Source organism: Clostridium sp., assembly GCF_050717515.1.
In the GTDB taxonomy this organism is placed as follows: Bacteria; Bacillota; Clostridia; order Clostridiales; family Clostridiaceae; genus Clostridium_AD.
Genome location: NZ_JBOITL010000036.1, coordinates 308,556 through 321,006, shown reverse-complemented (window position 1 = coordinate 321,006; position 12,451 = coordinate 308,556). Strand labels below are relative to the sequence as shown.

Here is a 12,451-nt window from a genome sequence, read left to right as displayed (position 1 = left end):
GATGATTTTATGTCAGAGTGTAATACCTGTCCATCAAATGATGGATGTTCAAAGGATAAGGAAACTTGTATGATTGAAAATAATCCTTTAAACAATGTGAAAAAAATTATTGGAGTTATGAGCGGTAAAGGTGGAGTTGGTAAATCTTCAATTTCTGTTCTTATCGCAAAACATTTAAAACAACTTGGCTATAGTGTGGGAGTATTAGATGCTGATATAACAGGACCAAGTGTTCCGAGACTTCTTGGTTTAAATGGTAAAAGAGTTAGTAACAATGAACAAGTAATGCTACCTATTGAAACTTGCGATGGTATAAAAGTTATGTCATTAAATTTTTTAACAGAAAAAGAAGATGATCCTGTAATTTGGAGAGGCCCTATGCTCTCAAATATTGTTAAGCAGTTTTGGACAGATGTTCTTTGGGAAGATCTTGATTACTTAGTAATTGATATGCCTCCAGGAACAAGTGATATTGCATTAACAGTAATGCAAACCATTCCAATAAATGGTATAGTCATGGTATCTATACCACAAGATCTTGTTTCTATGATAGTTTCAAAGGCTGTAAATATGGCCAGAAAGATGAATATTAATGTTTTAGGTGTTATTGAAAATATGAGTTATATAACATGTCCTGATTGTGATAAGAAAATAAAACTTTTTAATGGTGAAGGTACGGATAAATTTTTAAAGGAAATGGACTTGAAACTTTTAGCAGATATTCCTATGTTAAATAGCATAAGCAATTTAGCTGAAAATGTAAATGTAAGTATAAATGAAAGTCTTGAATTGATCTTTAATCCTATAGTAAAAAATATAATAAAAGATTTGGAGGGAAAGTAATGAAAATAGCAATATCATCAACAGGAAAAACTACTGAAGATTTACTAGAGTCATTTTTTGGAAGGTGTGAATATTTTCAAATTCATGATACGATTAGTGGAGATATTAAAATTGTAGAAAACAAAGGCAAAACTTCTAGTGGTGGAGCGGGGATTGCTGCATCTAATCAGTTAGTTGATGAAAATGTAGATGTTATAATCACAGGAGACCTTGGACCTAATGCTTTTGAAATTATCGAAAAATCGGGAATTAAAGCATATAAGTGTGGAAATATAGTTATAAGTTCAGTTCTTTTAAAATATGATAATGGTGAACTAGAACAGCTTAAAATGTCTGGTCCGGAACGTCATTAAGGGTATACAAATTTATTAAATTAAAATATAAGGAGGAATTATAAATGAAAATAGCAGTAGCAAGTGATGGAAAGCAAGTAAGTGGACATTTTGGACATTGTGAGGGTTTTACAATTTATGAGGTAGAAGAAGGTAAATCATTGAATAAGAATTTTACTCCAAATCCAGGACATAAACCTGGATACCTTCCAGTATTTTTAAAGGAATTAAATGTAAACCTTATTATAGCAGGTGGTATGGGAGAAACAGCACAAAACTTATTTAATGAAAAGGGTATTGAGGTAGTAGTTGGTGCACAAGGATTTAGTGATGACATAGTACAAAAATATATAAGTGGTGAGTTAAAATCAACAGGGAGTGTTTGCACGGAACATGAACATGAAGGACATTGTAACGATTAATCATATTAAATAAGTTAAAGATATAATAGCTAGTTTGGCAATTAGGTAGGCAACTTAACATTTTTTATAAGTGCCAATAACATTATGAAAGCACTGAGACTATATGAGTCTCAGTGCTCTTTTTAGTTTATTCCAATCAGTTATGTATGTCTGTAAAAACTCTTCGTTTCTATAGTTATGACGAAGAGGACTATAGAATTTCCTATTGACATGTTATTAGCATATGCTATAATATACCTAAAGGCGGTATAGGTATATGTTTTTATTTGAAACAACATATCTAATTAAGCTTGGATCTTAAAGCATAAATGAGCGTCTTAAAGTAATTATTTGTTAGATAGAAAAAAATACAATAAAAAAACTGGAGGAATAAAAATGATTAAAACAGATTTATTAGTAATTGGAGGCAGTGCAGGTGGAATACTTACTGCTACAACAGCAAAAAAGGTATATGAAAATAAAAAAGTGGTACTTGTAAGAAAGAGTAAAACAGTTATGGTTCCTTGTGGAATACCTTACATATTTGGGACATTAAAAGATGCAAGCAAAAATAGAATACCAGATGCAATGCTTATAAATGCAGGTGTGGAACTTATAATAGAAGAAGTTATAAAAATTGATAAGGAACATAAAATGGCAACTTTAGCAAACAATGAACAGATAGTTTATGATAAACTCGTAATTGCAACAGGTTCATTCCCAATTGTACCTAAATTTATTAAGGGGTATGATTTGGATAATGTGTTTACAGCTTTAAAAGATGAAGAGTATTTAAATGATTTTTTAACTAAATTAGAGAAAATGCAGGATATAGTAGTAATAGGTGGAGGATTTATTGGAGTAGAATTTGCTGAGCAATTAAAAAAAGATGGTAAAAATGTAACTATTATTGAAATAGCTGAAAAATGTTTATGGCAGGCTTTTGATAATAAAATTTGTGGAATTGCTGAAGAAGAAATGAAAGAAAATGGTATTAATTTAAAAACAGGAATTAAAGTAAAAAGCATATTAGGAACTGAAAAAGTTGAAGAAGTTGAACTTGAAAATGGAGAAAAAATAAAAGCAGATGCAGTTATTTTAGGTATGGGTGTAGTTCCTAATTCAAATATTGCAAAAGAAGCAGGTATTAAAGTAAATGAAAAAGGTGCAGTATTAGTAGATGAATATATGAGGACAAGCGAAAAAGATGTGTTTGCAGTAGGAGATTGTGCTGAAAAGAGATGTTTCTTTACTAATAAAAGTGTCCCAATACTTCTAGCATCAACTGCTGCTATGGAAGCAAAAGTTGCAGCTTCTAATCTATATGGATTAAGATATGTTAGAGAAAATAAAGGAACAATTAGTGCGTTTTCAACAAAAATATTTAGTAAATCTTTTGCGGCTGCTGGACTTACAGAAAGAAGAGCAAAAGACGAAGGGTTTGAAGTAACTGTAGGAAAGTTTGCAACTATGGACAAGCACCCAGGTTCACTTCCGGGAACAAGTAAAATAGATTTAGCATTAATATTTGTAAAAACTTCTGGAGTACTTATAGGAGCACAAATATCTGGAGGAGAGAGTGTTGGTGAAATGATTAATATATTAAGTTTAGCAATACAGAAAAGCTTAACAGCAAATGAACTTAACACTTTTCAAGTTGCAACTCATCCACTACTTACAGCTTCACCTATTGCATATCCAATAAATGCTGCAGCACTAGATGCTTTAATAAAAATAAAATAGTTATATAGATTGTATAAGTTCGAAGAAAAATTTATGAAACAGTTATGAGGAATCTTTCAGCTGCATAGTATGTAAAATTGACTAACAAAATATTTAATGAAAGAAATTTAAAAGTGTATTAGAATTTTAAATGGAGGAAAACAAATGATTACACCAAAAACCATACTATTAGATATAGTTGAAAAATATCCTGAAACGGAGGTTGTCTTTCATGAATATGATGTTGTTGCAGGAGAATGCTTACTGTGTAATAACTTATTTGAATCAATAGAATGTGTAGTAGAAAAATATAAACTTAACGTTAATGAAATAATAGAAAAATTGAATAATACTATAGTATAGTTTTATTGAAAAAAGAATATGAAAATGTAGATACTGGTTAAATTAGCATTTGACAATAACTGTGTATGGTAGTAATATAAAATTGTCAAGTGTTAATATAGATACAAAAATGAACTAATGGTATATGTAATTTTTATATTATGGTGGCTACTATATGTATAGTGATAAGGTGATGGAGCATTTTATGAACCCTAGAACCTTGGGTTTAAAGCATAAAATATAGGAGGGATTATATATGAAAGATATAAAAATATTAAGAGATGAAATGGTTAAAATGAAGAAATGGGCGTTAATTGGAGCATCACCAAATGAAAGTAAGTTTGGATATAAAATATTAATGCAACTTAAAGAAAAAGGCTATACAGTATACGGTATAAATCCTAAATATGACGAAATAAATGGAGTTAAAATTTATCATTCATTAAAGGAATTACCAGAGAAGGTAGATGCGGTAAATGTTATAGTGAATCCCACATTATCTTTAAAGGCTTTAGACGATATTCTTGAATGTAAAATAGAAAATGTATGGTTTCAACCAGGTTCTTATGATCCACAAGTTTTAAATAAGGGTAAAAATAATGAGCTTAATATGGTTTTTCATGAGTGCTTATATGTAGAATTAAACAAAATTTAAAATTATATTGGTTATTAGAGTTTTTATATAAGAGTACAATTTATGGGGGTACCATTATGAAAAAAATAGGAATCATTATTTGTGGTCGTTACCAAAACTGTGGTGGGGGAAAATGTTTTAGAGCTTTAAGAGAACGGATAGGAGGATTTTCCATATATCCTGCAGAGGAACAAGTTGAAGTAGTTGGATATTCATATTGCGGTGGATGCCCAGGTGGGAATATAGAATATGTTCCAGACGAAATGATTAAAAATGGAGCTGAAGTAATTCATTTAGCTACAGGACTTGTAGTTGGATATCCGCCATGTCCATATATTTTAAAATTCAAAGAGTTTATTGAAACTCATTATAAGGTATCAGTTGTAGTTGGAACACATCCAATTCCTATGAAATACTTTTCTGATCATGAAAAAATGTCTTTCTGGAAGGAAATGAATATGAGTGACATTGCTCCAGAATTATTCGAAGACACAGAAAAAACAATGAAAAATTATGATTAATATTTTATAAAAGAAAGGTTTTTAAAAAGAAATTGTATAAATAATTATAATTTCATATGTTTTATTATTCAACAGACTGTACACTTATTTTATGTAAATAAGTGTACAGTCTGTTGTTTTATTTGAGCAATGTACTTATGTTATATTTTTTAAGGCAATAAAGGTTATAAAAAATAAGGTTATGCTAAATATAATATAGTAAAATTATATTGGCATTTGACAATAACTAATTTTAAGAGTATTATAAAAGATGAAAGTGGCAAATGCCAATATACACATGCGGATTTTATGGAAAAATACAATACATGTATATGTATTGATGGATGTTTAAAGAATAAGAAATTGATTTATAAATTGTATAAAAAGAACATAATAAAAACATTGGAGGTAAAATAATGAGAATAGTGATTTCAGCAACAGGGAAAACTACTGAAGATTTATTAAATACTAGATTTGGAAGATGTGAATATTTTCAAATTCATGATACTGAAAGTGGAGAAGTTAAGGTTATAGAAAATAAGGGACAAAATGCTGGTGGTGGAGCAGGAATTCTTGCATCAAATCAAATAATTGACGAAAATATAGATGTTGTTATTACAGGTAATCTTGGTCCCAATGCTTTCGAACTTATTGAAAAAGCAGAAATTAAATCATATAAGTGTGAAAGTATTGTTATAAGCTCAGTACTTGAGAAATATAATAAAGGCGAACTAGAAGAAATACAAATCTCTGGTCCTGCACATCATGGTGGAGGTAAATAAAATGGAAATGAATATAGCAGTTCTTAGTGGAAAAGGAGGAACAGGTAAAACCACTGTTTCTACTAATCTGGCTCTTGCATTAGAGGCGAATTATATAGATTGTGATGTTGAAGAGCCAAATGGATTTTTGTTTTTAAAACCTGAAATAGATAAAATGGAAAAAGTTATGGTAGAATACCCAATTATAAATAAAGCTAATTGTGTTTCTTGCGGAGGTTGTGTGGAGGTATGCCAATTTAACGCTCTTGCAAAAGTGAAAGATGAAATTTTACTTTTTGAAAAGTTATGTCATGGATGTGGTGCTTGTAAAATTGCATGTAAACATAATGCTATAACTTACGAAAAAAGACAAACAGGTAAAATCGAAAGTGGAAAAGTAAGAAACATAAATTGTAGTAGAGGGATTTTAAATGTAAAAGAACCTATGGCAGTCCCTGTTATTAGACAATTACTTAAAAATATATCAGGGGGAGTTAATTTAATTGATTGTCCTCCAGGTACATCTTGTAGTGTAGTAAATGCACTAAGATTTGCTAATGCAGCAATACTTGTTACAGAACCTTCAGAATTTGGGCTTCATGATTTGAAAATGGCTGTAGGAGTTGTAAAAATGTATAATATACCTTTTGGTATAGTTATAAATAAAGATGACGAAAAAGATAATATAATAAAAAGATATTGCAGAGAAGAAAAAATAAAGTTATTAGGAACTATCCCTTATAGTAAAAATACAGCAGTAATTTATTCTAAGGGAGAAATATTATATGATGATCCACATCATAAAGCACTATTTAATGAACTTTCAAAGCAAGTAAAGGATGTGTTATCTTGGAACTAGTTATTTTAAGTGGTAAAGGTGGAACGGGTAAAACTACAATTGCAACAGCACTAGCTGAACTTGCTAAAGATGTAACAAGAATTGATTGTGATGTAGATGCACCTAATCTTTATATGTTTTATAAAGGACATGATATTGAAAAAAATGATTTTATAGGTGGGAAAAAAGCTGTAATAGATGAGTCTCTTTGTACTAATTGTGGTAAATGTGAGACTGTGTGTAAATTCGAAGCTATAAAAAATTGTAAAATAAACCTATTTGCTTGCGAAGGATGTGGTACTTGTACATTAGTATGTCCACACAATGCTATAAAATTAAAAGCAGAAAAAACAGCAGAAACATTTATTACTAAATTAGATAAAGGTATAATTTCAAGAGCAGAAATGGATATAGGTAGTGATGGTTCAGGACTTCTAGTAACGCTTCTTAGGAAAAATGGTAAAAGATTTAGTGATAACAATAAATTAACTATATTAGATGGTTCACCAGGTATTGGGTGTCCTGTTATAGCATCGGTAACAGGAAGTGATGCGGTACTTGCTGTTACAGAACCTACAAAATCAGGTCTTGGAGATTTAAAGAGAGTAGTAGAATTATGTGAACATTTTGGTGTTAATACGATGGTTTGTATAAATAAATATGATATAAATGAAAAAGTAGCTAAAGAAATAGAAGATTTTTCTCATGATAAAGGTTTAAAAGTAGTAGGTAAAATTCCATATGATGATGTTGTTATGAAATCAATAAATGAGTTAAAACCTATTACATGTTATAAAGAGAGTATAGCTGAAAAAGCCATTGAAGATATGTGGAGTATTATAAAAGACTCATTTAAACTTTAAAAGATTGTATGAAATTGATTAATTTAAAATATGAGGAGGAATTATAAATGAGAATTGCAGTTGCAAGTGAAGAAAATAATGTAAGTGGACATTTTGGGTATTGTGATGGATTTACAATATATGAAGTAGAGGAAGGTAATTCAACAAGTAAGAGTTTTACTTCAAATCCAGGACATAAACCTGGGTATCTTCCAGTATTTTTGAAGGAGTTAAATGTAAATATTATTATTGCAGGTGGCATGGGAGAAACAGCACAAAACTTATTTAATGAAAATGGTATTGAGGTAGTAGTTGGTGCACAGGGATTAAGTGATGATGCAGTACAAAAATATCTAAGTGGCGAATTAAAATCAACAGGTTCTATTTGTCAGGAATATATACAATAGGGATAGAAAATTCTATATGAGCATTGTATTTTAAAATGCTCATATACCCAAAACGAAGTATAATAATAATTATAAAGGTCATATGTGCAAAGAAAAAGTAAATAAGGGGTAGTAGTCTACCTCTTATTTATTGTTAAATTAAAAAGTTAATGAAAGAAGGAATTAATTTAATGGGAAATATACATAGCAAAAGAGTTGAATATGCCATAGTACTTCAATACTATAGAAATAACAAAAAGGCTGAAAAAATATTAGAAGCTACTAAAGTAATTTAAATCAGGTAAATGGAGGAAAGATTATGAATGATTCAAAGTTTGTATATGGCCCAGTACCTTCAAGAAGAATGGGAGAATCTTTAGGGATCAGTCCTATTCCAAAGAAAACATGTAATTATTCATGTATATATTGTCAACTTGGAAGAACAAATAAATTGTCAAACAAACGTTTAGAATTTTTTTCGATTTCTGACATTATTGAAGAATTTAAAACTTATTTAAAGAGTGGATCTGAATTTTATGTAGTTACAATAGTGGGAGAGGGAGAAGAACCAACGCTCTATTCCAAAATTGGTGAATTAATAGGTAAAATCAAGGAACTTACGTCTAAACCTGTAGCTGTTATTACAAATGGAGCATTATTATATGATAAAAGAGTTCGGGATGAATTAGGTGGAGCTGATATTGTACTTCCATCCTTAGATGCTTATGATGAAGATACTTTTAAAAGAATAAATAGACCTTATCCTAAACTAAACTTTATGGAATGCTATAATGGACTTATTGAATTTTCAAAGATTTATAAGGGACAATTATGGCTTGAAATAATGCTTATAGATGGAATTAATGATGCTAGTGATTCACTTAGAAAATTAAAATTATTGATTAAAGAAGTAAAATACCATAGATTATATATTAATACCCCTGCAAGACCACCGGCTGAAGAATATGTTAAAACGGTTAGCAGTGAAAACATGAATATGGCTATAGAAATGTTGGGTGGTATATCTATAGAAAATTTAGTCTCAGTTGGATTTTCTAGTGGAATCAAAGATGATTATGGAGCTATTTTAAGCATTATCAAAAGACATCCAATGAATCAGTTTGAAATTAAAAGTTTTTTAAATTCAAGGAAATGTGAAGAAATTGATAATATTATTGAAAGGCTAAATCAAGATATTAATATAAGTCATATTGATTATAAGGGATTTATTACTTATAGATTAAAATAGAGCAATATATATGTATAGAACAATAAAAAGAGTTGCAACAATACATGATTTGTCTAACTTAAAAGAGCTTCAACAACTGTAAGTATATCAGTTTTATCAACTATGGGTGTATTATCATCCATCAATGATTATGGTAGGTATTGTAAGCTGCTTTTGAAATGGCACTAAATTTAGTGAATAATTAAATAATATGTAAAACGAGTAACAATAAAATTTTGTGGAAAGTCTCCGCATATTAAGTTTAAATGTGATAAATGTGATAGTATAATTGATATATATGTTTTAAATTTAAATTATGACTATATAAATCAAAAAAATCTAGTTATATAAAAATATTAAAAAATATATGGTAATATGTTTATAGGAATATGTAGTAAATGCAGGAGGAATTAAAATGCCAAGACCAATAAAATTTAGAAGAGTAGAGTTTTTCCCGGATGACACATATTTTGTTCCTTGGGGTAAGCCTAAATGTGAGATCGAGGAAATAGTTTTAAAAGTAGAAGAACTTGAGGCAATGAGGCTTAAAGATATTGAAGAGCTAAATCAAGAAGAGTGTGGAGAAAGAATGCAAGTATCAAGACAAACTTTTCAAAATATTATAGATAGTGCAAGAAAAAAAATAGCTATTGCGCTAACAGAAGGAAAGGCTATAAGAATAAGTGGCGGTAACTACAGAACAACATTTTGTAAATTCAAATGTTCTAATTGCGCCAACACATATGAAATAAATGTTGAACAGGACAAACATATTTGCCCTGATTGTGGTTCGGACAATGTTGTTTGCGGCAAAAAAGCTAAGTTTTGCAAAAAATGGTGTAATGAATAAATTGCACTTAAGAATCTAAAACCCTAAGAATAAATTCTCAGGTTTTTTTTGATTAAAGATATTACAATGTAAAAAACAATGTTTGACATATATCTTAATAAGGGGTAATATTTTAATAGCCTATGCTAAAAATAAAATATAAAGGGCATAGGACAAATAAAAATATGAGGTGATAGTTATGGCTGATTGCGAAAGTTGTCCATCAAATGGTGGGTGTGATAATAAAGACACCTGTAACATAGAAAATAACCCATTAAATAAAGTTAAAAATATTATCGGAGTCATGAGTGGTAAAGGTGGAGTAGGTAAATCAACAATATCTGCCCTTATTGCACATGAACTTAATAAAAAAGGCTATAAGGTGGGTCTTATGGATTCAGATATTACAGGTCCAAGTATACCGAGGCTCTTAGGTATTAAAGATGTGAAACCTGTAATGAAAGAATCTGGCATTGTACCCGTTAGAACTACAGAGGGTATTGATGTTATTTCAATGAATTTTCTTGTGGAAAATGAAGAGGATCCAGTTATTTGGAGAGGACCGGCAGTTTCTGGAGTTGTTAAGCAATTTTGGACTGACGTTATATGGGGAGAGCTTGATTATTTAATTATAGATATGCCTCCTGGCACAGGAGATGTTGCATTAACTGTAATGCAATCAATACCGATTACAGGCATAGTAATGGTTTCTACGCCACAGGATTTAGTGTCAATGATCGTTGGAAAAGCAGTAAATATGGCTCGCAAGCTTAATATAGACATAATAGGTTTAATAGAGAACATGAGTTATATTATTTGTCCAGAATGCAATGATAAAATACGAATCTTTGAATCAGCTAATATAGAGGAATTTTTAAATAAAAATCAATTAGATTTACTTGGTGAAATTCCAATGTGTAGAGAAATTGTTAATATTTCTAACAAAGGTGAATACAAACTAAATGCAGAATTAACAGAAATAGTTGAAAATATTATAAGTAAAATTATTAATAATATAAAGAAATAAAAAATATACATATCAAATATAAAAATGGAGGAAAAAAACATGAAAATAGCACTACCTAATAAGGGCAATATGGTAAATCAACATTTTGGAATGAGTGAAAGTTTTGTAATTGCAACTGTAGAAGACAAAAAAATTGTAAGTATTGAAGAGATATCTTCAGTGGAATTTGCACATCAGCATAAAGGTCTCGCAGACTTACTTTCAGCCAAGGGAGCTACAGTAGTTATTACTGGAGGAATTGGTGGAGGTGCAATCAGCGGCTTACAACAGAATGGCCTTAAAGTAATAAAAGGCGCATCAGGGGAATATAAAAAAGTTATTGAGGAATATATTAATGGAACCTTAGAAGATAAAGATGTAGTTTGCAATCATCATGGTGAACATCATCACCAATAAATAATATGATATTAAAAATGGGAAACTCTATATTGAGTTCCCATTTTTAATTATAATTAAGGTTTCTACATGCTATTCTAAACATAAGATTTTATATCATAATTGGTAGGAAGATGACTTGTATCATTTAATGTAAGTAATGTAGGATTAAAGCTATGATTAAATGCTATTTTACTAATAGCCGTATTCCCTAAAATCATTTTATGATACATGGTCATTTTCCAATCAAAAATACCTATTAGACCAGCTTTAATAATTCCACCATGAGCTACTATGACAATATCCTCTCCTTGATGTTTTTTTACAATTTCTAAGATAGCTTCTTTAGCGCGGATACTTGCTAGTTTAAGACTTAAATCGCCACCGCACATAGGTGCATTAAGTTCATCATTTCTCCATTCAATAAATTTTTCCGGAAAATTAGTTTCAATTTCTTTTATGGTAAGGCCTTCCCAATCCCCAAAGTTTATTTCTCTTAATTCTAATTGGGTTATAGGTTTGATTTTACTGCTTTCAGATATGATTGCTGCTGTTTGCATTGCTCTTTTTAGAGGACTTGTATAGATATAACCAAATTTATTTTTAAATCTTTTTTTTAGATAATTAGCTTGTAGGATGCCTTCCTTTGATAGATTGATATCTTTACAACCTTGAAATTTTCCTAAAGCATTCCATTCTGTTTCGCCATGCCTTACTAAAGTTAATATTGTTTTCATATTTTATTTCCTCCATTAGTTAATTTTAAAGTAACAGGTATAATAATCTGTTTTATATATTCACTTGTTATTATTCTTAATATTTTTTGAGACATAGGTTACAATTGTGGAGGTGTACTCAAAAATTAGAAAATAATTTCAGATATACTATCATTTTTAAATTTTATTATAATATTAGCGTATGCCAATATTATAATATATTATAATATTAATGTCAAATTTCTTCGCACTTATTACGTTTATTGCAATTAATCGTATTATTATTGAGAAGGGAGGAGTTGGGAAAAAAATAGTAAAAAATACAAAATATATTGACAAAATATAGTATTGCGTATATGATTTGTAGCATAAGCCAATAAAAATGAATGTTTTAGTATAGGTGCTAATTTAAAAATTAGTGAAAAGGGAAGTAGGTGAAAATCCTACACGGTACCGCCGCTGTAACAGAGGAGTTTTATTATATTACCACGGATTTTATCTGGAAGGTTAATAAAATTATGATGCTGAAGTCAGAAGACCTGCCTATGTTATTATTACACTTAACTTTACGGAATATAAAGGAGGTGATTATTATTTGTAGAAAAAATAAGTCTCTTTATTAACTGATGTCTAAAGTTAATAAAGGGACATCTTTATGTTGAAATACTTTAAAAG

The 12,451-nt window shown here is 29.6% G+C and carries 16 protein-coding genes and 1 riboswitch; of the genes, 15 read left to right on the top strand and 1 reads right to left on the bottom strand.

Annotated features, from left to right (window positions below; genetic code table 11):
* Nucleotides 1-9 precede the first annotated feature (9 nt).
* The 15 genes from ACREV6_RS21145 to ACREV6_RS21075 all read left to right on the top strand — a co-directional run bounded on the left by ACREV6_RS21145 (nucleotide 10) and on the right by ACREV6_RS21075 (nucleotide 11,081).
* Nucleotides 10-843, top strand: a complete 834-nt coding sequence (locus tag ACREV6_RS21145; RefSeq protein WP_431580019.1) for an Mrp/NBP35 family ATP-binding protein — start codon at nucleotides 10-12, stop codon at nucleotides 841-843.
* The gene (locus ACREV6_RS21140) at nucleotides 843-1,196 is read left to right on the top strand and encodes a NifB/NifX family molybdenum-iron cluster-binding protein (protein WP_431580018.1); all 354 of its coding nucleotides are present in this window, start codon (nucleotides 843-845) and stop codon (nucleotides 1,194-1,196) included. The genes ACREV6_RS21145 and ACREV6_RS21140 overlap by 1 nt, the downstream gene beginning before the upstream one ends.
* 44 nt (nucleotides 1,197-1,240) lie before the next feature.
* Nucleotides 1,241-1,597, top strand: coding sequence for a NifB/NifX family molybdenum-iron cluster-binding protein (locus tag ACREV6_RS21135; protein ID WP_431580017.1), 357 nt, complete (start codon nucleotides 1,241-1,243; stop codon nucleotides 1,595-1,597).
* Nucleotides 1,598-1,972: 375 nt separating this feature from the next.
* Nucleotides 1,973-3,319 carry an FAD-dependent oxidoreductase gene (locus ACREV6_RS21130; protein WP_431580016.1) on the top strand — a complete coding sequence of 449 codons (1,347 nt, stop codon included), beginning with the start codon at nucleotides 1,973-1,975 and terminating at the stop codon, nucleotides 3,317-3,319.
* A gap of 144 nt (nucleotides 3,320-3,463) precedes the next feature.
* Nucleotides 3,464-3,661 carry a hypothetical protein gene (locus tag ACREV6_RS21125; RefSeq protein WP_431580015.1) on the top strand — a complete coding sequence of 66 codons (198 nt, stop codon included), beginning with the start codon at nucleotides 3,464-3,466 and terminating at the stop codon, nucleotides 3,659-3,661.
* A 235-nt stretch (nucleotides 3,662-3,896) separates the two neighbouring features.
* Nucleotides 3,897-4,295 carry a CoA-binding protein gene (locus tag ACREV6_RS21120; RefSeq protein ID WP_431580014.1) on the top strand — a complete coding sequence of 133 codons (399 nt, stop codon included), beginning with the start codon at nucleotides 3,897-3,899 and terminating at the stop codon, nucleotides 4,293-4,295.
* Between the two features lie 56 nt (nucleotides 4,296-4,351).
* On the top strand, nucleotides 4,352-4,795 hold the full coding sequence (locus ACREV6_RS21115; protein ID WP_431580013.1) for a CGGC domain-containing protein: 444 nt from the start codon (nucleotides 4,352-4,354) through the stop codon (nucleotides 4,793-4,795).
* 395 nt (nucleotides 4,796-5,190) lie between these two features.
* Nucleotides 5,191-5,556 carry a NifB/NifX family molybdenum-iron cluster-binding protein gene (locus ACREV6_RS21110; protein WP_431580012.1) on the top strand — a complete coding sequence of 122 codons (366 nt, stop codon included), beginning with the start codon at nucleotides 5,191-5,193 and terminating at the stop codon, nucleotides 5,554-5,556.
* Between the two features lie 7 nt (nucleotides 5,557-5,563).
* Entirely contained in the window at nucleotides 5,564-6,394 is an 831-nt protein-coding gene (locus tag ACREV6_RS21105; protein ID WP_431580053.1) for an ATP-binding protein, read from the top strand.
* Nucleotides 6,385-7,236: an ATP-binding protein gene (locus ACREV6_RS21100; protein WP_431580011.1), complete on the top strand. Its 852-nt coding sequence runs from the start codon at nucleotides 6,385-6,387 to the stop codon at nucleotides 7,234-7,236. Before ACREV6_RS21105 ends, ACREV6_RS21100 begins: the two co-directional genes overlap by 10 nt.
* Nucleotides 7,237-7,283: 47 nt before the next feature.
* Nucleotides 7,284-7,622, top strand: coding sequence for a NifB/NifX family molybdenum-iron cluster-binding protein (locus tag ACREV6_RS21095; protein WP_431580010.1), 339 nt, complete (start codon nucleotides 7,284-7,286; stop codon nucleotides 7,620-7,622).
* Between the two features lie 298 nt (nucleotides 7,623-7,920).
* On the top strand, nucleotides 7,921-8,850 hold the full coding sequence (locus ACREV6_RS21090) for a radical SAM protein (protein ID WP_431580009.1): 930 nt from the start codon (nucleotides 7,921-7,923) through the stop codon (nucleotides 8,848-8,850).
* Between the two features lie 394 nt (nucleotides 8,851-9,244).
* Entirely contained in the window at nucleotides 9,245-9,679 is a 435-nt protein-coding gene (locus tag ACREV6_RS21085; protein WP_431580008.1) for a DUF134 domain-containing protein, read from the top strand.
* A 178-nt stretch (nucleotides 9,680-9,857) separates the two neighbouring features.
* On the top strand, nucleotides 9,858-10,685 hold the full coding sequence (locus tag ACREV6_RS21080) for an Mrp/NBP35 family ATP-binding protein (protein WP_431580007.1): 828 nt from the start codon (nucleotides 9,858-9,860) through the stop codon (nucleotides 10,683-10,685).
* Nucleotides 10,686-10,724: 39 nt separating this feature from the next.
* Entirely contained in the window at nucleotides 10,725-11,081 is a 357-nt protein-coding gene (locus ACREV6_RS21075; protein ID WP_431580006.1) for a NifB/NifX family molybdenum-iron cluster-binding protein, read from the top strand.
* 77 nt (nucleotides 11,082-11,158) lie between these two features.
* On the opposite strand, the gene ACREV6_RS21070 is transcribed toward ACREV6_RS21075, so the two are convergent.
* Complete coding sequence (locus ACREV6_RS21070; protein WP_431580005.1) at nucleotides 11,159-11,797, bottom strand: histidine phosphatase family protein; 639 nt, start codon at nucleotides 11,795-11,797, stop codon at nucleotides 11,159-11,161.
* A gap of 360 nt (nucleotides 11,798-12,157) precedes the next feature.
* Nucleotides 12,158-12,337: riboswitch (cobalamin riboswitch) on the top strand.
* Nucleotides 12,338-12,451 lie beyond the last annotated feature (114 nt).